The sequence below is a fragment of the Rhodoferax sp. GW822-FHT02A01 genome (assembly GCF_038784515.1).
Classification (GTDB): Bacteria; Pseudomonadota; Gammaproteobacteria; order Burkholderiales; family Burkholderiaceae_C; genus Allorhodoferax.
The window spans coordinates 548,895-567,483 of sequence record NZ_CP152376.1 but is presented as its reverse complement, the minus strand read 5'-3'; the positions used below and the strand labels follow the sequence as shown (position 1 = coordinate 567,483).

At 61.3% G+C, this 18,589-nt stretch carries 20 protein-coding genes and 4 tRNA genes; 20 read left to right on the top strand and 4 right to left on the bottom strand.

Annotation, left to right across the window (positions count from 1 at the left end; translation table 11 throughout):
• Positions 1-8: 8 nt before the first annotated feature.
• Entirely contained in the window at positions 9-722 is a 714-nt protein-coding gene (locus AAGF34_RS02610) for a YafY family protein (RefSeq protein WP_342619077.1), read from the top strand.
• 16 nt (positions 723-738) lie between these two features.
• Here the strand turns inward: AAGF34_RS02610 and thiL are convergent, their stop codons facing one another.
• Genes thiL through apaG form a run of 3 tightly spaced genes read right to left on the bottom strand, consistent with a single transcriptional unit; the run spans position 739 to position 4,145 of the window.
• Positions 739-1,737 carry a thiamine-phosphate kinase gene (thiL, locus tag AAGF34_RS02605; RefSeq protein WP_342619076.1) on the bottom strand — a complete coding sequence of 333 codons (999 nt, stop codon included), beginning with the start codon at positions 1,735-1,737 and terminating at the stop codon, positions 739-741.
• 8 nt (positions 1,738-1,745) lie between these two features.
• A complete protein-coding gene (locus AAGF34_RS02600; protein ID WP_342619075.1) occupies positions 1,746-3,734 on the bottom strand; it encodes a site-specific recombinase in 1,989 nt (662 codons plus the stop codon).
• A gap of 9 nt (positions 3,735-3,743) precedes the next feature.
• The gene (gene apaG / locus AAGF34_RS02595) at positions 3,744-4,145 is read right to left on the bottom strand and encodes a Co2+/Mg2+ efflux protein ApaG (RefSeq protein ID WP_342619074.1); all 402 of its coding nucleotides are present in this window, start codon (positions 4,143-4,145) and stop codon (positions 3,744-3,746) included.
• 70 nt (positions 4,146-4,215) lie between these two features.
• Between apaG and rpe the strand changes: the two genes are divergently transcribed.
• On the top strand, positions 4,216-4,890 hold the full coding sequence (rpe, locus tag AAGF34_RS02590) for a ribulose-phosphate 3-epimerase (RefSeq protein WP_342619073.1): 675 nt from the start codon (positions 4,216-4,218) through the stop codon (positions 4,888-4,890).
• Between the two features lies 1 nt (position 4,891).
• Here the strand turns inward: rpe and AAGF34_RS02585 are convergent, their stop codons facing one another.
• A complete protein-coding gene (locus AAGF34_RS02585) occupies positions 4,892-6,469 on the bottom strand; it encodes a methyl-accepting chemotaxis protein (RefSeq protein ID WP_342619072.1) in 1,578 nt (525 codons plus the stop codon).
• A 422-nt stretch (positions 6,470-6,891) separates the two neighbouring features.
• On the opposite strand from AAGF34_RS02585, the gene AAGF34_RS02580 reads away from it, so the two are divergent.
• The 18 genes from AAGF34_RS02580 to rplL all read left to right on the top strand — a co-directional run bounded on the left by AAGF34_RS02580 (position 6,892) and on the right by rplL (position 18,524).
• A complete protein-coding gene (locus AAGF34_RS02580) occupies positions 6,892-8,433 on the top strand; it encodes a chorismate-binding protein (RefSeq protein ID WP_342619071.1) in 1,542 nt (513 codons plus the stop codon).
• 5 nt (positions 8,434-8,438) lie between these two features.
• On the top strand, positions 8,439-9,026 hold the full coding sequence (locus tag AAGF34_RS02575) for an aminodeoxychorismate/anthranilate synthase component II (RefSeq protein ID WP_342619070.1): 588 nt from the start codon (positions 8,439-8,441) through the stop codon (positions 9,024-9,026).
• A 5-nt stretch (positions 9,027-9,031) separates the two neighbouring features.
• Positions 9,032-10,078 (top strand): low-specificity L-threonine aldolase, encoded by a 1,047-nt coding sequence (gene ltaE, locus AAGF34_RS02570; RefSeq protein WP_342619068.1) that lies wholly within the window; start codon positions 9,032-9,034, stop codon positions 10,076-10,078.
• A 5-nt stretch (positions 10,079-10,083) separates the two neighbouring features.
• The gene (locus AAGF34_RS02565; protein ID WP_342619067.1) at positions 10,084-10,737 is read left to right on the top strand and encodes a LysE family translocator; all 654 of its coding nucleotides are present in this window, start codon (positions 10,084-10,086) and stop codon (positions 10,735-10,737) included.
• 10 nt (positions 10,738-10,747) lie between these two features.
• Complete coding sequence (trpD, locus tag AAGF34_RS02560; RefSeq protein ID WP_342619066.1) at positions 10,748-11,794, top strand: anthranilate phosphoribosyltransferase; 1,047 nt, start codon at positions 10,748-10,750, stop codon at positions 11,792-11,794.
• Between the two features lie 7 nt (positions 11,795-11,801).
• A complete protein-coding gene (gene trpC, locus AAGF34_RS02555) occupies positions 11,802-12,590 on the top strand; it encodes an indole-3-glycerol phosphate synthase TrpC (protein WP_342619065.1) in 789 nt (262 codons plus the stop codon).
• Between the two features lie 8 nt (positions 12,591-12,598).
• Positions 12,599-13,312, top strand: coding sequence for a uracil-DNA glycosylase (locus AAGF34_RS02550; protein ID WP_342619064.1), 714 nt, complete (start codon positions 12,599-12,601; stop codon positions 13,310-13,312).
• Between the two features lie 29 nt (positions 13,313-13,341).
• A tRNA-Tyr gene (locus AAGF34_RS02545) sits at positions 13,342-13,427 on the top strand.
• 37 nt (positions 13,428-13,464) lie between these two features.
• Positions 13,465-13,538: transfer RNA gene (locus AAGF34_RS02540), tRNA-Gly, on the top strand.
• Positions 13,539-13,571: 33 nt separating this feature from the next.
• A tRNA-Thr gene (locus AAGF34_RS02535) sits at positions 13,572-13,646 on the top strand.
• A 45-nt stretch (positions 13,647-13,691) separates the two neighbouring features.
• Positions 13,692-14,882, top strand: coding sequence for an elongation factor Tu (gene tuf, locus AAGF34_RS02530; RefSeq protein WP_342619063.1), 1,191 nt, complete (start codon positions 13,692-13,694; stop codon positions 14,880-14,882).
• Positions 14,883-14,893: 11 nt separating this feature from the next.
• Positions 14,894-14,969, top strand: a tRNA-Trp gene (locus tag AAGF34_RS02525).
• A gap of 104 nt (positions 14,970-15,073) precedes the next feature.
• The gene (gene secE, locus AAGF34_RS02520; protein WP_342619062.1) at positions 15,074-15,457 is read left to right on the top strand and encodes a preprotein translocase subunit SecE; all 384 of its coding nucleotides are present in this window, start codon (positions 15,074-15,076) and stop codon (positions 15,455-15,457) included.
• Entirely contained in the window at positions 15,457-16,050 is a 594-nt protein-coding gene (nusG, locus tag AAGF34_RS02515) for a transcription termination/antitermination protein NusG (RefSeq protein WP_342619061.1), read from the top strand. The genes secE and nusG overlap by 1 nt, the downstream gene beginning before the upstream one ends.
• Positions 16,051-16,219: 169 nt before the next feature.
• The gene (rplK, locus tag AAGF34_RS02510) at positions 16,220-16,651 is read left to right on the top strand and encodes a 50S ribosomal protein L11 (protein WP_342619060.1); all 432 of its coding nucleotides are present in this window, start codon (positions 16,220-16,222) and stop codon (positions 16,649-16,651) included.
• Positions 16,652-17,347: a 50S ribosomal protein L1 gene (rplA, locus tag AAGF34_RS02505; protein ID WP_342619059.1), complete on the top strand. Its 696-nt coding sequence runs from the start codon at positions 16,652-16,654 to the stop codon at positions 17,345-17,347.
• 229 nt (positions 17,348-17,576) lie between these two features.
• Positions 17,577-18,104, top strand: a complete 528-nt coding sequence (gene rplJ, locus AAGF34_RS02500) for a 50S ribosomal protein L10 (protein WP_342619058.1) — start codon at positions 17,577-17,579, stop codon at positions 18,102-18,104.
• Between the two features lie 42 nt (positions 18,105-18,146).
• Positions 18,147-18,524, top strand: coding sequence for a 50S ribosomal protein L7/L12 (rplL, locus tag AAGF34_RS02495; protein WP_342619057.1), 378 nt, complete (start codon positions 18,147-18,149; stop codon positions 18,522-18,524).
• The last annotated feature ends 65 nt before the right edge of the window (positions 18,525-18,589 follow it).

Below are 18,589 nucleotides of genomic sequence, written 5' to 3'. Positions count from 1 at the left end.
CCCCCACCATGCGCCGCGCCGACCGCCTCTTCCAAATCGTGCAACTGATCCGCGGGCGCAGGCGCACCACGGCATCATTCCTGGCCCAGCGCCTGGAGGTGTCGGAGCGCACGGTGTACCGCGACGTAGCCGACCTGCAGCACCAGGGGGTGCCGATTGAGGGCGAGGCGGGCGTGGGCTATCGGTTGGGCCGGGGCTTCGAGTTGCCGCCGCTGATGTTCAGTCCGGACGAAGCACGGGCGCTGGTGGCTTCGGTGCGCATGGCGCAGGCCTGGCAAGACCCGGCCATGGCACAGGCCTCGCAGGTTGCACTGGGCAAGATCCTCTCCGTATTGCCTGCAGCCGCGCGAGCAGCGGCACAGAGCATGGCCCTGTATGCGCCGCCCGTGCGCATGCAGCCCGCCGTATTGGCGACCCTGCAAACCTTGCGTGAAGCCGTGCAGCAGCGCTGCAGGCTGCGTTTTGCCTACCGTGACGCGCAAGGCGTTGGCAGCCAGCGCAAAGTGCGGCCCCTGGGCTGCTTTTACTGGGGTAGTGTGTGGACGCTGGCAGCGTGGTGTGAAGACCGCAATGACTTTCGCAGCTTCCGTCTGGACCGCATGCGTGATCTGGCTTTGGTGGAAGGTGCGGCGGGGCACTTTCAGGAGGAAGCCGGCAAGACCCTGGCCGACTGCTTGCGCGCAGCAGCACCTCCCCATGTGCTGGACCAGCTCAGCAGCTAGCAATCAAAGGGGGTTTTCAGTCGGAGCCGAAGTGGTCAAACGACTGCAGATGCAGCTCCATAGGTTGGCCGTCGCCGTCGGTCAGCCGCAGGCCGGATTGCGCTTCTATGCGCCCGATGCGGGTGACCGGTGTGTGGCTGGCACGCGCTGCGGCTTGCACTGCGGCAGCCTGCGTTGCCGGTGCAGTAAATACCAGCTCGTAATCATCCCCGCCGCTGAGTACATGCTTGAGCAGCGCGCGTTGCAGCGCTGGTGCGTCCGAAGGGGCCGCCGCTGCAGCGAGGGCGGGGTAGGCCGCCAGCAAATGCAAGGCGGCAGAGGTGTCCAGTGTGGCGCCCACCCCGGACCGCTCCAGGATGTGGCCCAGGTCGCCCAACAGTCCGTCGCTGATGTCGGCTGCCGCCGTGGCAATGCCGCGCAGTGCCATGCCCAGGGCCAGACGCGGTGTGGGTTGCTCCAGGCGCAGCCGGGCTTGCGCGAAGGTTTCGGGCGGCAGCGGTGTTGTGCCTTGTTGTTGCAGATGGGCAAGAGCCAGATTGGCGTCACCCACATTGCCGCTGACGTAGATGTCGTCACCTGCGCGCGCACCGCTGCGCAGCAGGGCCTGCCCATGCGGCACTTCGCCGAATACGGTGATGCAGATGTTGAGTGGTCCCTTGGTGGTATCGCCACCAATCAGCTCGCAGCCATGGGCATCGGCCAGGGCCAGCAGGCCTTGCGAGAAGGGGGCCAGCCAGGCAGGGTCAGCTTGCGGCAGGGCCAGGGCCAGGGTGAAAGCCAGCGGCGAAGCGCCACAGGCCGCCAGGTCGCTCAGGTTGACCGCCAGCGCCTTGTGGCCCAACGCGCGCGGGTCCACATCGGCAAAGAAGTGGCGCCCGCTGACCAGCATGTCGGTGGAGATGGCCAGGTGCATGCCAGGTCTGGGCTGCAGCAGTGCGCAGTCGTCGCCCACGCCCAGTACCGCCTTGGGTGTGGGGCGCGTGAAGTATTGCTTGATCAGGTCGAACTCACCCATGCGATGTGTCAGTCATTGGAGCGTGCGGGCCAGACAAAGCTCAGGGGACTTTGTACCAGTCGGCGCGTAATGGCCCGGTAAATGCGGTTGCGGCTGATGTTGGACACGTCGTGGGCGCGCAGCGCAACCCGGAACGCAAACAGAAAACTCACGCCTACATTGAGCTGGCCGATCAGCGGGATGGCCGCCACGGCCCACCACAGCGCGGGTTCATGCACCACCTCCCAGCCTAGCGTGGCGCATGCGGCGCCCAATTGGCCGGTCGACAGGGTGACGTGCCGCACGTCCAGCGGGATCCCGAAAAAACCCAGTATGGCGGGCGTCAGCCCCAGGATGAAGCCCAGCGACACATTGGCTGCCAGACCGGAGATGTTGTGGCGCCAGAAATGCGCCCAGCGGTCGGCACGCTGTACACCCAAGACTGCAGTGAAACGCGGGTTGTATCGGATGGCCGAGTCCAGCCGGTGCAGCACAAACCAGTTTTCCACCCAACCCGCCAGAATGCTGCTGGAAAACAGCAGCACGCCGGTGAACGCGGCATAGAGCACGCTGGGCCCCAGCAGGGTGAGCGAGTGCAGCACGTAATGGGCTGTGGTGGCGTCGATCATGGGCGTGCCGCGCAGTTGCTGCACGCCCAGCGCCAGGAGCACGGTTGCCGGGAATACCACGGCCACATTGCCGATGACCGCGGCGGTCTGCGAGCGCACCAGGTGGGTCACTTCATCCACAAAAGACTCCAGCGCCTCGGGTGTGGACACGTCCTTGAGCTTGGCCGCCATGGCTGGTGCGGTCATGGCCGGCTGTTTGGTGGCCAGCGTGAAATGCAGCAGCTGGATCAGGACGAAGCTGGCGGCATACACCGCGCCGGCCCAGAAGCCGTACCAGAAGGCGCTCAGGCCCAGGGCCATCACCGCAAACTTCAGCGCTGTCGTAAGCGCCGTCAAGGCGCCACCGCCAGCCGCGTTGGACAGCATCTCGCGGTATTCGGTGCGGGTGCGGGCAATGTAGTGCTCCCCGGTTTCCGAACTGCGCTCGGCCACCTTGGCAGCCAGCAGGGACGAGCTGGCGCGTACCAGTGCGCCCACGCTGCGCTGTTCCTGCTCCAGTGTCGCCAGGTGGGACAGCAGACCGGCGCAATTCAGGTACTGCGGGTCATCGAGCAGACAGGCCAGCAGTGCCCGTACCCGTTGGATACGCCCGCGCAACTGGCGCAGGCGAAACACCAGATCCACCGAGATGCCATGCGCGTCCAGATGCTCGTAGACGCTGGTGGCAGCCCAGTTGCAGGAGTCCAGCTGTGCTTCAAAGGCTTTTACCGCCTCTGTCAGATCCTGGCCACTGAACCAGGCGTCGCGCAGACGGTCAAAACAGGCGGTCAACTCGTGGAAGGGGTTGTGCTCGCGCCAACCTGCATCCATGCGCAAGCGGACTTCGGGTGAGAAACCGGTGGCGCGGATCTGGCTGGTGCAAAAGGTCAACGCGTCCAGCAAGCCGTCTTGCCAGTAGCTCAGGCCTGGCCGCACCTTGGCGTGGTGGCCGTTGGACGGTGCACTCAGAATGGCTGCCAGGCGTGCCAAGTGCTTGGGTGTGAGGGCATGCAGCCACTGGGCGTCTGCCGGATGGGACAGCACCAGCGCAAACAGCTCCGCGGCATCGGTGGTCTGTGGTGACGCCGGCAGCCAGCGCCGGTGCAGGCGCTGCACCATTTCGCTGACAAAGGCGTTGCGGGCGGAAAAGCCGTAGTCGCACAGCAAGTTGCTGATGTCCACCGCGTCAATGAGCGCACGCCACCAGCGTTGCAGCTTGAGGCGTGTGTCTTCACGGGCTTCCAGCACATCGAGCAGCATTTCGATGTGGCCCAGCGCCGTGGCTGGGGCGCCGTCGGCTCCGCGAATCCATTCGAGCAGGGAAATCAGCCACAGGTGGCGGTGCACCAGATCCGCCTCAGGGTCCAGTGCTTCAAGTAGCTGGGGCAGGTCGGTTGCGGTTTTGGCCATGCGTTGCGGTCAGTGCAGCGTGCGTTTCTGGTCCAGCCCGTGGTCACCGCTGAGGGCATCCAGCACGAACATGGGCACGGTGGCGTCGAATTTCTCGCCATCTTCGGCCACGCAAAAAAAGCTGCCGTGCATGGTGCCCGTGGGCGTGCGCAAACGCGTGCCGCTGGTGTACTCGAACGACTGCCCCGGCTTGAGCAGCGGCTGCTGGCCGACAACGCCCAGGCCGCGCACTTTTTCGGTGTGGCCGTTGGCGTCATTGACGTTCCATGTCCGCGAGATGAGCTGCGCGGTCACCTCACCGGTATTGGTGATGGTGATGGTGTAGGCAAAGACGTACAGGGCCTCTTCCGGATTGGATTGGTCGGGAAGGTATTGCGGCACCACTTCCACCAGAAATTCATACTTTGGCATGCCCCGATGCTACCTGCGAAAATGCGGGGCTGCAGATCCTGCCCACCAAGCCCACTTTCCATCTCGACCCATGACCTACCGTATTGCCCCGTCCATCCTCTCCGCCGACTTCGCCCGCCTGGGGGAAGAAGTGAAAAACGTCATCGCCGCTGGCGCCGACTGGATCCACTTCGATGTGATGGACAACCACTATGTGCCCAATCTGACCTTCGGCCCCATGATTTGCAGTGCACTCAAGCCCCATGCCAAGACCGCTGCGGGCGTGGCCGTGCCCATTGACGTGCATTTGATGATTTCGCCCGTCGACGCCCTGGCCGCCAGCTTTGCCGAGGCCGGAGCCGACCTGATCAGCTTCCATCCGGATGCCAGCGGCCATGTCCATCGCAGCATCCAGGCGATCAAGAGCAAGGGTGTGAAGGCCGGTCTGGTCTTCAACCCGGCCGAGCCGCTGGACGTGCTGGATTGGGTGATAGAGGACATCGATCTGGTTCTGATCATGAGCGTCAACCCCGGTTTCGGCGGACAGAGCTTCATCGACTCGGCGCTACGCAAGATCGCGGATGTGCGCAAACGCATTGACGCCAGCGGCAAGGACATCCGCCTGGAAGTCGATGGTGGCATCAAGACCGACAACATCCGCCGTGTGGCCGATGCGGGTGCCGACACCTTTGTGGCGGGCAGCGCCATTTTCGGCAAGCCGGACTACAAGGCGGTGGTGGACGCCATGCGCCAAGCGCTGGCCTGATTCAGGCGGGCAAGGACGCGCCCAGCAGCACGTGCGTGGGGGCATCTCCCGCCCGCAGCTTGAACACCGAGACGGCATCCACCAGATCCATGGCCTGGCTTTTGAGGCCGCTGGCAGCGGCGGCCATTTCCTCGACCAGGGCGGCATTTTGCTGGGTGGCCTGATCGATCTGATTGACCGCCTGGCCAACCTGGTTCACGCCCGCATCCTGCTCGGCGCTGGCCGCGCTGATTTCCGCCACGATGTCGGTTACACGCCGGATGGCGGTGACCACCTCGGTCATGGTGGCGCCTGCCTGATCGACCAGGGTCGTGCCATGTTCCACCCGTTCCACGCTGGTGCCGATGAGGGTCTTGATTTCCTTGGCGGCATCGGCCGATCGACCGGCAAGGGCGCGGACCTCGGAGGCCACCACGGCAAACCCGCGGCCTTGCTCGCCGGCACGTGCTGCTTCTACTGCCGCATTCAGCGCGAGGATGTTGGTCTGAAAGGCAATGCCGTCTATGACGCTGATGATGTCCGCAATGCGGCGCGAGCTGTCGTTGATGCCCTTCATGGTTTCCACCACATGGCCCACCACCTCCCCACCGCGTGTGGCAACGGCTGAAGCGCTACTGGCCAGTTGGCTGGCCTGGCGCGCGTTGTTGGCGCTGTGGCTGACGGTGGAGCCCAGTTCCTCCATGCTGGAGGCGGTCTGCTGCAGGGCGCTGGCCTGTTGTTCGGTACGAGCTGACAGGTCATTGTTTCCCTGGGCAATTTCCGCGCTGGCATGGGCCACGTTTTCAGAGCCCTGGCGCACACGCGCCACCAGTACTGCCAGCTTGTCCTGCATGGTGGCGAGTGCGCGCAGCAGTTCGGCAATTTCGTCACGTCCTCGCGTCTGGACTTGCGAGCTGAGGTCACCGTCGGCGACCTGGTTGGCCAGACCCACGGCCCGCTGCAGAGAGCCCACGATCTGGCGGCTGATCAGCACACTGCCAATCAGGGCCGCAAGCGAGATGAACACCATCACCCCGGTCGCAATCTGGGTGGCGCTCTTGGCGCCCTGCGATGCCACCACCGCCACGGCGGCTTCGGATTTGGCCAGTACGCCACGCAAGGCATTCAGCGTGGCTGCGGCATCGCGGTCCTTGCCGCGGGCCGCCTTGTCGCCCGCGATGGGGTCATTGCTGGCTTGCTTGTAGGCATCGAAAGCCTGCAGGTAGCCGGCCTGGGCATTGGCCATTTCGGTGCGCAGCTTGGAGACCAGCGGTTTTGCCTCCGGGTTGTCGCCCACCATCTTGCCCAGTTCATCAATTCCAGAGTTGACCTCGCTCATTTCCTTGAGGTGTGAAGCCCAGTACTTTTCCTGGTCTTTGGGGTCCGATCCGCGCAGCAAGGTGTTTTTCCATTCCTGGATGGCGACCGAAAAGTGGCCCGCGATGTCCGCGCTCTTGCGGTGCGCAGCGACTTCGTGCAGCACATCGTTTTCGTAGGTGGAGACTGCGCCGTTGAGTCTCCAGATTCCGAACAATGCGCCGGCCAGCAGCAGCAACAGGGAGACGGCGAATGCCAAGGGTAGCTTGAGACTCAGTTTCATCACAACTCCTGTCTGTCAGGCATTTTGCTACGCGGGTAATGCAATTTAGACCACAAACCAACAGCTGTCATCAGGAAACACAGCAGTTTTCATGCCGGCGAGCCCATTTGCACAACTTGCAAGCGACCGCCAATGCATGACATCTTGTTTTGCTACACTGGACGCATGTTTATTCACCGCATCAGCATTACGGGTTGTAGCGACCGGGGAGCCTGGCCCTGGCGTACCTTGCCTGCTTTCGCTGGGCGCACACCCTCGCTCGCTGCCTGACTTTGCGGCGAGTCCCGGGTTGATGTGCTTGCACTGCGCGGCCATTGCTTACACCCGGGAATGCGATTTCCATCACGGTTGAGCGACGCGCATCCCCGAACCCCGCACCTGTGGGGAAACCGAATGCAATCCTTCCAATAGGCACAACCAACGTGATGACCGAAACCCAATTCCAGGCCTTGCGCGACCAGGGCTACAACCGCATACCGCTGATGGCGCAAGCCTTTGCGGACCTTGAAACCCCGCTTTCCCTCTACCTCAAGCTGGCGCGCACTCCAGGCAGTGCCGAGCCCGCGCCCTACAGCTTTCTGCTGGAGTCCGTGGTGGGCGGGGAGCGCTTTGGCCGCTACAGCTTCATAGGCTTGCCAGCGCGCACCCTGTTGCGCGCCAGTGGCTTTGGCCAACATGCCCGCACCGAAGTCGTGACCGATGGCGTGGTGGTGGAGACCTCCGGCGCCAACCCGCTGGACTTCATCGCCGAATACCAGAGCCGATTCAAGGTGGCTCTGCAGCCGGGCCTGCCGCGCTTCTGCGGCGGTCTGGCCGGTTACTTTGGCTACGACGCCGTGCGCTATATCGAAAAGAAGCTGGAAAACAGCTGCCCACCGGATGAGCTGAACTGCCCCGACATCCTGCTGCTGCAAACCGAAGAGCTGGCGGTGATCGACAACCTCTCGGGCAAGTTGCATCTTATCGTCTATGTGGACCCGACACAGCCCGGCGCCTTTGCCAGGGGACAAGCCCGACTGGCCGAACTGCGTGCGCAACTGGCCCAGGCCGTGATTGCGCCGGAGGTCAGGCCTACCCAGACGCATGAGGCGGTACGCGACTTCGCCAAGGCCGACTACATTGCCGCGGTCGAGCGCGCCAAGGAGCTGATCGCCGGAGGCGACTTCATGCAGGTGCAGGTGGGCCAGCGTATCAAGAAACGCTACACCGAGTCCCCCTTGAGCCTCTACCGCGCTCTGCGCTCGCTCAACCCCAGCCCCTACATGTACTACTACAACTTCAGCGGTGCAGACGGGCAGGGCGGTGACTTCCACGTGGTGGGGGCGTCGCCTGAAATCCTGGTGCGCCAGGAGCAGGTGGTGACGGACGGTGTGACCGAGCAAAAAGTCACTATCCGCCCCCTGGCCGGCACCCGCCCGCGCGGCGCCACTGCAGAACTGGACAAGGCCGCCGAAGTGGAGCTGGTGGGTGACCCCAAGGAACGTGCCGAGCATGTGATGCTGATCGACCTGGCGCGTAACGACATCGGCCGCATTGCCAAGATCGGCAGCGTGAAGGTGACCGATGCCTTCTGCGTGGAGCGTTACAGCCACGTGATGCACATCGTGAGCAATGTGGAAGGCACCCTCAATGACGGCATGACCAGCATGGACGTGCTCCGAGCCACCTTCCCGGCCGGCACGCTAACCGGCGCGCCCAAGGTGCATGCCATGGAGCTGATCGATCAGCTGGAGCCCATCAAGCGCGGCATCTATGGCGGCGCTTGCGGCTATCTGAGCTACGCCGGTGACATGGATGTGGCCATTGCCATTCGCACCGGCATCATCAAGAACCAGACCCTGTACGTGCAGGCGGCAGCCGGTGTGGTCGCCGACAGCGTGCCCGAGCTGGAATGGAAAGAAACCGAAGCCAAGGCGCGCGCCTTGTTGCGTGCCAGCGAGCTGGTCGAGGAAGGATTGGAGTAATCACCATGACAAACAAAATCAAGCTTCTCATGGTCGACAACTACGACAGCTTTACCTACAACATCGTCCAGTACTTTGGCGAGCTGGGGGCGGACGTCGAGGTGTATCGCAACGACGAAATCACTTTGGAAGAAATTGCTGCGCGCAAGCCCGACCGTCTGGTTGTTTCACCCGGCCCTTGCTCTCCCAACGAAGCCGGAATTTCTGTGCCAGCCATACGCCATTTCATGGGCAAGCTGCCGATTCTGGGCGTCTGCCTGGGGCACCAGAGCATTGGCGCGGCGCTGGGCGGCAAGATCATCCGGGCGCAGGAACTCATGCATGGCAAGACCTCGGTCATCACCACCACGCAAGAGGGCGTGTTTGCCGGATTGCCCAGGCAGTTCACGGTGAACCGCTATCACTCCCTGGCCATCGAGCGATCCAGCTGTCCCAAGGAGCTGGCCGTCACCGCATGGACGGACGATGGTGAGATCATGGGGGTTCGCCACACCGGCTTGCCGTTTGAGGTGCGCATGGAAGGCGTGCAATTCCACCCGGAAAGCATCCTGACGGAGCATGGGCATGCCATGCTGCAAAACTTTTTAAGGTAATTCCCATGGTTTCTACAGTGGATTTGCGCAGCGACACGGTGACCCAACCCACGGCCGCCATGCGGGCAGCCATGGCGGCGGCCCCGTTGGGGGACGACGTCTTTGGCGATGACCCCAGCATCAACGCCTTGCAGGACAAGGTCGCGGCAATGCTCGGGTTCGAAGCTGCGCTATTCATGCCTACCGGTACGCAAAGCAATCTGTGCGGCATTCTGAGCCACTGCCAGCGCGGCGACGAGTACATCGTCGGCCAGCTGGCGCATACCTACCGCTGGGAAGGAGGGGGCGCTGCCGTGCTGGGCAGCGTGCAGCCGCAGCCGCTGAGCCACCAGCCGGATGGCACACTTTCCCTGTCTGATATCGAGGCCGCAATCAAACCCGATGACGCGCATTTCGCCCGCAGTCGCCTGCTGACGCTGGAAAACACCTGGGGCGGCAAGCTGCTGCCGTTTGCCTACGTGCAGGCGGCAACCGAGCTGGCAAAGCGCAAGGGCCTGAGCCGCCATCTGGATGGCGCGCGCCTGTTCAATGCCGCGACTGCCCAGGCCGCCTTGACGGGCACTGATCCGTACCAGGAGGCACGCGCCATCGCCGGTTGTTTTGACAGCGTTTCCGTGTGCTTCAGCAAGGGGCTGGGTGCGCCCGTGGGCTCGGCTCTGTGCGGCAGCAAGGAGTTCATTGGCCGCGCGCACCGTATCCGCAAGATGGCGGGTGGCGGCATGCGCCAGGCCGGCGTGCTGGCGGCTGCAGCAACCCATGCACTGGACCACCACGTACTGCGGCTGGCGCAAGACCACCAATTGGCCAAGCGTCTGGCAGACGGGCTCATCGGGATCGAGGGCCTGCAAGTGGAAGCGCCACAGACCAACATCGTGTTCGTTGATCTGGTGGGCCCGGCACGTGAACAGTCTGCGGCCCTTCTGGACTATCTGAAGACCCAGGGCGTGTTGGCCACGGGCCTATATCGCTTGCGGTTTGTCACCCACCTGGACGTGGACGCTGCGGGTGTTGACCGTGCCGTGGCTACCGTGCGGCAATTCTTCAAGGCGTAAATACGGTGCCTACCCACCAGTTGCTGTTGTTTGTTGCCGCAGGGTGGCTGCTGAATCTGACGCCAGGGCCTGATGTGCTCTACATCGTGTCCCAGGCTTTGCGCAGCGGCGCGCGTGCCGGAGTCGTGGCGGGTTTGGGCATCACGGCGGGCTGCTTTGTGCACATCTTCGCGGCGGCGCTGGGCGTGAGCGCCCTGCTGGCGGCCTCTGCCACAGCTTTCACTGTGCTGAAGTGGCTGGGCGCGGGCTACCTGTTTTATGTGGGAATCAAGCTGTTGTTTTCCCGTGCAGAGAGCAAGCCGTTGGCGGTCGAGGCAGAGGGCTCCGACCAGCCCGTCGCAACGGACCTCTGGCGCGTGTTCACCGGCGGCTTCTGGACCAATGCCCTCAACCCCAAGGTGGCGATCTTCTTTTTGGCATTCGTGCCGCAATTCATCGCACCGGGTACCGAGCATGCCACCCTGGCATTCCTGGCCTTGGGCGTGCTGTTCAATGTCAACGCCATTCCGGTCAATATCGGCTGGGCGTTGGCTGCGGCCTGGCTCGCGCGCCACGCCAGCGTGGTACAGCGCGGCATGCACTGGCTGGACCGCGTGGCCGGCACCCTGTTCATCGCATTCGGGCTGAAGCTCGCTTTCACAGACAATCCTGCATCCTAAGGAGACTTACATGCCTCAGCCAAAAGGCCAGATCACCCCGCAAGAAGCCTTGCAACGCACCATCGAGCACCGCGAGATATTTCACGACGAGATGCTGCACCTGATGCGCCAGATCATGTCTGGCGAGGTTTCGCCGGTGATGATTGCCGCCATTACAGCAGGCCTGCGCGTCAAGAAGGAAACCATTGGCGAGATCACCGCTGCCGCACAGATCATGCGGGAGTTTTCCACCAAGGTGGAGATTGCCGATAAGTCGTCTCTGGTGGACATCGTGGGCACCGGGGGCGACGGATCGCACACCTTCAATATTTCAACCTGCGCCATGTTCGTGGCGGCTGCGGCGGGTGCCAAGGTCAGCAAGCATGGCGGACGCGGTGTCAGCAGCAAGAGCGGCAGCGCCGATGTGATGGAGGCGCTGGGCGTCAACATCAACCTCACGCCGGCGCAGATTGCCCAATGCCTGGCGGAGACGGGTGTCGGTTTCATGTTTGCACCCAACCACCATCCCGCCATGAAGAATGTGGCGCCAGTGCGCCGCGAGATGGGTATCAAGACCATCTTCAACCTGCTGGGCCCGCTGACCAATCCGGCCGGCGCTCCGAACATCCTGATGGGCGTTTTCCATCCGGACCTGGTGGGTATTCAGGTGCGTGCCCTGCAGCGTCTGGGCGCGGAACACGCGGTGGTGGTCTACGGCCGTGATGGCATGGACGAAGTCAGCCTGGGCGCCTCCACGCTGGTGGGCGAGCTCAAAGACGGTGAAATCCGGGAGTACGAAATCCATCCGGAAGACTTCGGCATGATCATGGCCAGCAACCGTGCCTTGAAGGTGGAAAACCCCGAGGCTTCACGGGCTATGTTGCTGGGCGTGCTGGATAACCAGCCCGGCGCAGCCAAAGACATCGTGGCGCTCAATGCGGGGGTGGCCTTGTACGCGGCCAATGTCGCCGGCACCATGCAGGATGGCATCCAACGCGCCTATGCGGCCATTGAATCCGGGGCGGCCAAGGCCAAACTGGAGGTCCTGGCCTCCCTGTCGGCCCGCTTGGCGGGGTGAGGAAACCATGAGCAATATTCTGGACAAAATCGTCGCGGTGAAGCACCAGGAAGTGGCGGCAGCGCGCAAGCGTAAATCCTTGGAAGTGGTGCGCGCCGACGCCGAATCGCGCGTGTTGACGCGTGACTTCGTGGGTGCCATCCGCGCCAAGGTGGCTGCGGGCAAACCTGCCGTGATTGCCGAGGTCAAGAAGGCCAGCCCATCCAAAGGCGTTCTGCGCGAGGACTTCATTCCTGCCGACATCGCGCAGAGCTATGCCGAGCATGGCGCAGCCTGCCTGTCCGTGCTGACTGACGTGCAGTTCTTCCAGGGGAGCGTGGATTACCTGAAGCAGGCGCGTGCGTCCTGCCAGTTGCCGGTACTGCGCAAGGACTTCATGGTGGACCCCTATCAGATCTACGAATCCCGAGCCATGGGGGCGGATGCCATTCTGCTGATTGCCGCCAGCCTGGATGATGCGCAGATGAAAGACCTGGAGGCTATCGCTCTGGGGCTGGACATGGCGGTTCTGGTGGAAGTGCATGACCAGCCCGAGCTGGAGCGGGCGCTCAAACTGCGCACGCCCCTGCTCGGTATCAACAACCGCAACCTGAAGACCTTTGAGGTTTCGCTGGAAACCACGCTGTCTTTGCGCGCGCTGGTGCCTCCAGAGCGCATTCTGGTGACCGAAAGCGGCATCCACACGCGTGAAGACGTGCTGCGCATGGGGGCGGCTGGGGTCAATGCCTTTTTGGTGGGCGAGGCCTTCATGCGGGCGCCCGAGCCCGGTGAAGCGCTGGCCAAGCTGTTCGGATAATTTCAGCCATGCAGGTGACCACGGAGCCGGTTGCAGACCAATTGACGGCGGCAGATCCGGCCGCCTGGCCGGTTGCAGAGGGCTGGCAGCCTCTGGTTCAGGATTTCTTTCAATCCGCCACTGGGCAGGCGTTGTTGCTGTTTCTGCAAGAAAGACTGCAGGCAGGGGCTAGCATTTTTCCGCCGCAACCATTGCGCGCGTTGCGACTGACCCCGCCGGAGGAGGTTCGGGTAGTGATCCTGGGGCAGGACCCGTACCACGGGCGTGGCCAGGCGGAGGGCTTGGCGTTTTCCGTGGCGCCGGGTGTTCCCTTTCCCCCTTCGCTGCGCAATATCTTCAAGGAATTGCAGCGCGATCTGGGAACGCCTCCGCCAACTTTTCCGCAGCCGGGAGGCAGTCTTGTGCGCTGGGCGCAAAAAGGCGTCTTGCTGCTCAATACCTGCCTGACCGTGGAGGAGGGCCAACCTGCAAGCCATGCCAACCGGGGGTGGGAACAGCTGACCGATGCGGTCATCCGCCATGTTTCGCAGCATGCCCAACCCGCAGTTTTCATGCTCTGGGGCGCCCACGCCCAGGGAAAGCGGCCCTTGATTGACGCCAATCGCCATCTGGTGCTTTGCGCCAATCACCCCTCGCCGCTGTCGGCCATGCGTCCACCGGTTCCCTTCATTGGGTGCGAACATTTTTCAAAGGCGCGGGCCTGGAGGGATGCACGGAAATAATTTCGTGGCATAATCAGCGGCTCACCCATGGAGAGGTGGCCGAGTGGTTAATGGCAGCAGACTGTAAATCTGCCCTCTTACGAGTACGCTGGTTCGAATCCAGCCCTCTCCACCAGTGATAGTCAGTTGTTCGAGCGCGTGCCCGGAATCGTGCGGGGTTCGTATAGTGGTAATACCTTAGCCTTCCAAGCTAAAGCGAGGAGTTCGATTCTCCTACCCCGCTCCACATCTGATCGTTTGCTGTGGTGAAAGATTTTTAGCCCATTTGGCTCAGTGGTAGAGCACTCCCTTGGTAAGGGAGAGGTCGCGGGTCCGATTCCCGCAATGGGCACCAGTTTTGTATTGATGGTTTTATCTCGTAACTTCTCGGAGTCTGATAATGGCAAAAGAAAAATTCACGCGTACCAAGCCCCACGTGAACGTGGGCACGATTGGTCACGTTGACCACGGCAAGACCACACTGACAGCGGCCATCACCACGGTTCTGGCGCAGAAGTTTGGCGGCCTGGCCAAGGCGTACGACCAGATCGACGCTGCTCCCGAAGAAAAAGCACGCGGCATTACCATCAACACCGCCCACGTGGAATACGAAACGGCCAATCGCCACTACGCCCACGTGGACTGCCCCGGACACGCCGACTATGTGAAGAACATGATCACCGGTGCTGCCCAGATGGACGGTGCCATTCTGGTGGTGTCCGCAGCCGACGGCCCCATGCCCCAGACCCGCGAGCACATCCTGCTGGCCCGTCAGGTGGGTGTTCCCTACATCATCGTGTTCCTGAACAAGTGCGACATGGTGGACGACGCCGAGCTGCTCGAACTCGTTGAAATGGAAGTGCGCGAGCTGCTGGACAAGTACGAATTCCCCGGCGACGCAACCCCCATCATCCACGGCTCTGCCAAGCTCGCCATGGAAGGCGACAAGGGTGAACTGGGCGAAGGCGCCATCATGAAGCTGGCTGACGCACTGGACTCCTACATCCCCACGCCCGAGCGCGCTGTGGACGGCGCATTCCTGATGCCCGTGGAAGACGTGTTCTCCATCTCCGGCCGCGGTACTGTGGTGACCGGTCGCGTTGAGCGCGGCATCATCAAGGTCGGCGAAGAAATCGAAATCGTAGGTATCAAGCCCACCTTGAAGACCACCTGCACCGGTGTGGAAATGTTCCGCAAGCTGCTGGACCAAGGTCAAGCGGGCGACAACGTGGGTATTCTGCTGCGCGGCACCAAGCGCGAAGAAGTGGAGCGCGGCCAAGTGCTGTGCAAGCCCGGCTCGATCAAGCCGCACCTGCACTTCACGGGTGAGATCTATGTTCTGTCCAAGGACGAAGGTGGCCGTCACACGCCTTTCTTCAACAACTACCGTCCCCAGTTCTACTTCCGTACAACGGACGTGACCGGTGCGATCGAGTTGCCCGAAGGCAAGGAAATGGTGATGCCTGGTGACAACGTGTCCATCACGGTGAAGCTGATCAACCCCATCGCCATGGAAGAAGGCCTGCGTTTCGCTATCCGCGAAGGCGGCCGTACCGTGGGCGCTGGCGTGGTGGCAAAGATCATCGCGTAAGGAATAGTTAAAGGGGTATAGCTCAATTGGCAGAGCGTCGGTCTCCAAAACCGAAGGTTGTAGGTTCGATTCCTACTGCCCCTGCCACCTAGTTGAGATGTGGCAAAAGAGCCCGCTACTGCGTAGCGGGCTTCAGCGTCTTCTGGGTGCTGAATTTGATACTAACAAGAAGCTTGCGAATTTAGAGAACTATGGCCACTACACAAGTTGAAACCATCAATACAGGGGCAGACAAAGCCAAGCTCGGCGCTGCCGTTGCTTTGGTGGTGGCTGCGCTGGCCGGATTTTATTTGCTGGGCAAGCAAGGCCAGTTGGTGCAGTGGGCTGTCTTTTTGGTTTGCATTGCGGCAGCGGTTGTCGTGTTTTTCATGGCTGAGCCTGGGCGCCAGTTGGCGGCCTTCGGTCGCGACGCCTGGCGTGAAGTCAAGAAGGTCGTTTGGCCTGCCCGCAAAGAGGCGATTCAGATTACCGCCTATGTGTTTGGCTTTGTTTTGATCATGGCGCTGTTCCTCTGGCTGACCGACAAGTCGCTGGAGTGGCTCTTTTACGACCTGATTCTGGGATGGAAGAAATAATGACTGACGACACCGTGGCTACTCCTGCTGTTGAGACGCCTGCTGCCGCTCCGGTCAATCCGGATCTGCGCTGGTACGTTGTGCATGCCTATTCCGGAATGGAGAAGGCGGTGGAGCGCAACATCATCGAGCGCATCAACCGCGCCGGTATGCAGAACAAGTTTGGTCGCATTCTGGTGCCCATGGAAGAAGTGGTCGAAGTCAAGAATGGTCAGAAGCGTACGACTGAGCGCAAGTTCTTTCCTGGCTACGTCTTGGTCGAAATGGTCATGGACGACGACACCTGGCATTTGGTCAAGCACACCAACAAGGTGACCGGTTTTGTGGGTGGTGCGAAGAATCGCCCCGCTCCCATCTCTGAAGCCGAGGTGATGAAGATCGTCAACCAGATGCAGGAAGGCACCGACAAGCCGCGCCACAAGATTGAATTCGTGGTGGGTGAATATGTGCGCGTCAAGGAAGGTCCGTTCACCGACTTCAACGGATCTGTGGAAGACGTCAATTACGAAAAGAGCAAGGTGCGCGTGTCGGTCACCATCTTCGGCCGTTCCACTCCGGTGGAGCTGGAGTTTTCTCAGATCGAAAAGACATAAGTCTTTCTGCAAAAGACCTGAGACGTATTTCAAATCCAGGGTGCGCAAGTACCCGCACTGTTTGCACTATCCGACTCGGTGCAGGCTTTTAGAGAAGAGTCGCTAACCCCGGGGAGCTGCGGTGACAAAAAGGTTGTCACCCAAGCGCTACTACCCGTAAGGAGAAATCATGGCAAAGAAAATCATTGGTTTCATCAAGCTGCAAGTGCCAGCTGGTAAAGCCAATCCTTCCCCCCCGATCGGCCCGGCGCTGGGTCAGCGCGGACTGAACATCATGGAATTCTGCAAGGCATTCAATGCGCAGACCCAAGGTGTTGAGCCCGGCCTGCCGCTGCCTGTGGTGATCACTGCTTTTGCAGACAAGAGTTTCACTTTCGTGATCAAGACGCCGCCCGCAACGGTGCTGATCAAGAAGGCCATCAAGCTGGACAAGGGATCTGCCCGTCCGCATCTGGACAAGGTTGGCAAGATCACCCGCGCCCAGCTCGAAGAAATCGCCAAGACCAAGATGAAGGACATGAATGCTGCCGATCTGGAAGCTGCCGTTCGTACCATCGCTGGTTCTGCCCGCTCCATGGGCGTGAATGTGGAGGGCGTGTAAATGTCCAAGCTCACCAAGAAACAAAAGACCCAAGTCGGCAAGATCGACAGCACCAAGCTGTACCCCCTGGGCGATGCCCTCGGTTTGGTCAAGGAATTTGCCAACGCCAAGTTCGATGAGTCCATCGACGTGGCAGTGCAGCTCGGCATCGATGCCAAGAAGTCGGACCAAGTGGTGCGTGGCGCCGTGGTTCTGCCCAACGGCACTGGCAAGACCAAGCGCGTGGCTGTGTTCGCCCAAGGCGCCAAGGCTGAAGAAGCCAAGGCTGCTGGCGCCGACATCGTCGGCATGGACGATCTGGCTGCCATGGTCAAGGCTGGCGACATGCCTTTCGACGTGGTGATCGCTGCTCCGGACGCTATGCGTATCGTGGGTACCCTGGGTCAGATCCTGGGACCACGTGGCCTGATGCCTAACCCCAAGGTGGGTACTGTGACTCCCGACGTTGCCACGGCTGTGAAGAACGCCAAGGCTGGTCAAGTTCAGTTCCGCGTTGACAAGGCCGGTATCGTGCACAGCACCATCGGACGTCGTTCATTCGAATCCGACAAGCTGCAAGCCAACTTGGCTGCTCTGGTGGATGCACTGAACAAGGCCAAGCCCGCTTCGAGCAAGGGTGTGTATTTGAAGAAGGTTGCTGTTTCGTCGACCATGGGCGTGGGGGTTCGTGTGGACCTCCAGACCATCTCGGCGTAATCGCAGAATTTGGGCGGCTGGCAACAGCCGCCTGATGTGGTGGGCTGTCGGTGTTGCAAAGCGCTGGCAGGTCATCCAAGACCGTTGGTGTGCAGGCAACTGCACTTAATTTCCAACGCAGATGGCGATCCCGCTGCAGATGGAATGGAAATTTCTGTTAACAGTTGGTCGCTGCAATGTGGAGCGTGGCGCGGCAATAGTCGCAAAGCGCATTTTTAAGGAGTAGACCTTGAGTCTGAATCGCAGTGAGAAAGAAGCGGTCATCAGTGATGTGACCGGCCTCGCCGCTAAAGCTCAAACGCTTGTGATCGCGGAATACCGCGGCATCACGGTCGCTGACATGACCAAACTGCGCAACAACGCGCGCAGCGCTGGTGTGAGCCTGAGTGTGTTGAAAAACACCCTGGCCCGCCGTGCTGTTGCCGGAAGCAGCTTTGAAGTCGTGTCCGACCAGATGACCGGTCCTCTGATCTATGGCTTTTCTGTAGACGCAGTCGCAGCCGCCAAGGTGGTTGCCGAGTTCGCGAAAACCAACGACAAGTTGGTGATCCGTGCTGGTGCGTATGGCGGAAAAGTCCTGGACGTGAACGGCGTTAAACAACTGGCAAGCATCCCTTCCAAGGAAGTGCTGTTGGCGCAGTTGCTGGGCTTGATGCAATCCCCCATTTCCCGTACGGCCCGCGTGCTGTCGGCTCTGGCGGAACAAAAGGGCGGTGGTGCAGCAGAAGCAGCCCCCGCAGAGGCAGTTGCCGCCTGAGTGGCGCAACCCTTAGTAAACCAAACTTGTTAGGAAATCAAAATGGCATTCGATAAAGACGCATTTTTGACCGCGCTGGACAGCATGACGGTCATGGAACTCAACGACCTGGTGAAAGCCATCGAAGAGAAATTTGGCGTGAGCGCAGCTGCTATGGCTGCTCCCGCTGCTGCTGGTGGTGGCGCTGGCGCTGCTGCTGCTGAAGAAAAGACCGAATTCAACGTGGTGCTGGTTGAAGCTGGCGCCAACAAGGTGTCGGTCATCAAGGCTGTGCGCGAAATCACCGGTCTGGGTCTGAAAGAAGCCAAGGACCTGGTTGACGGCGCTCCCAAGGCCGTGAAGGAAGGCATTGCCAAGGCTGACGCTGAAGCTGCCAAGAAGAAGCTGGAAGAAGCCGGCGCCAAGGTGGAATTGAAGTAATTCTTCTCCCCTACAGAGGCTGGAGTGCTCGCAAGGGCCTCCAGCCTTTGGTGCTTACAGAGCAC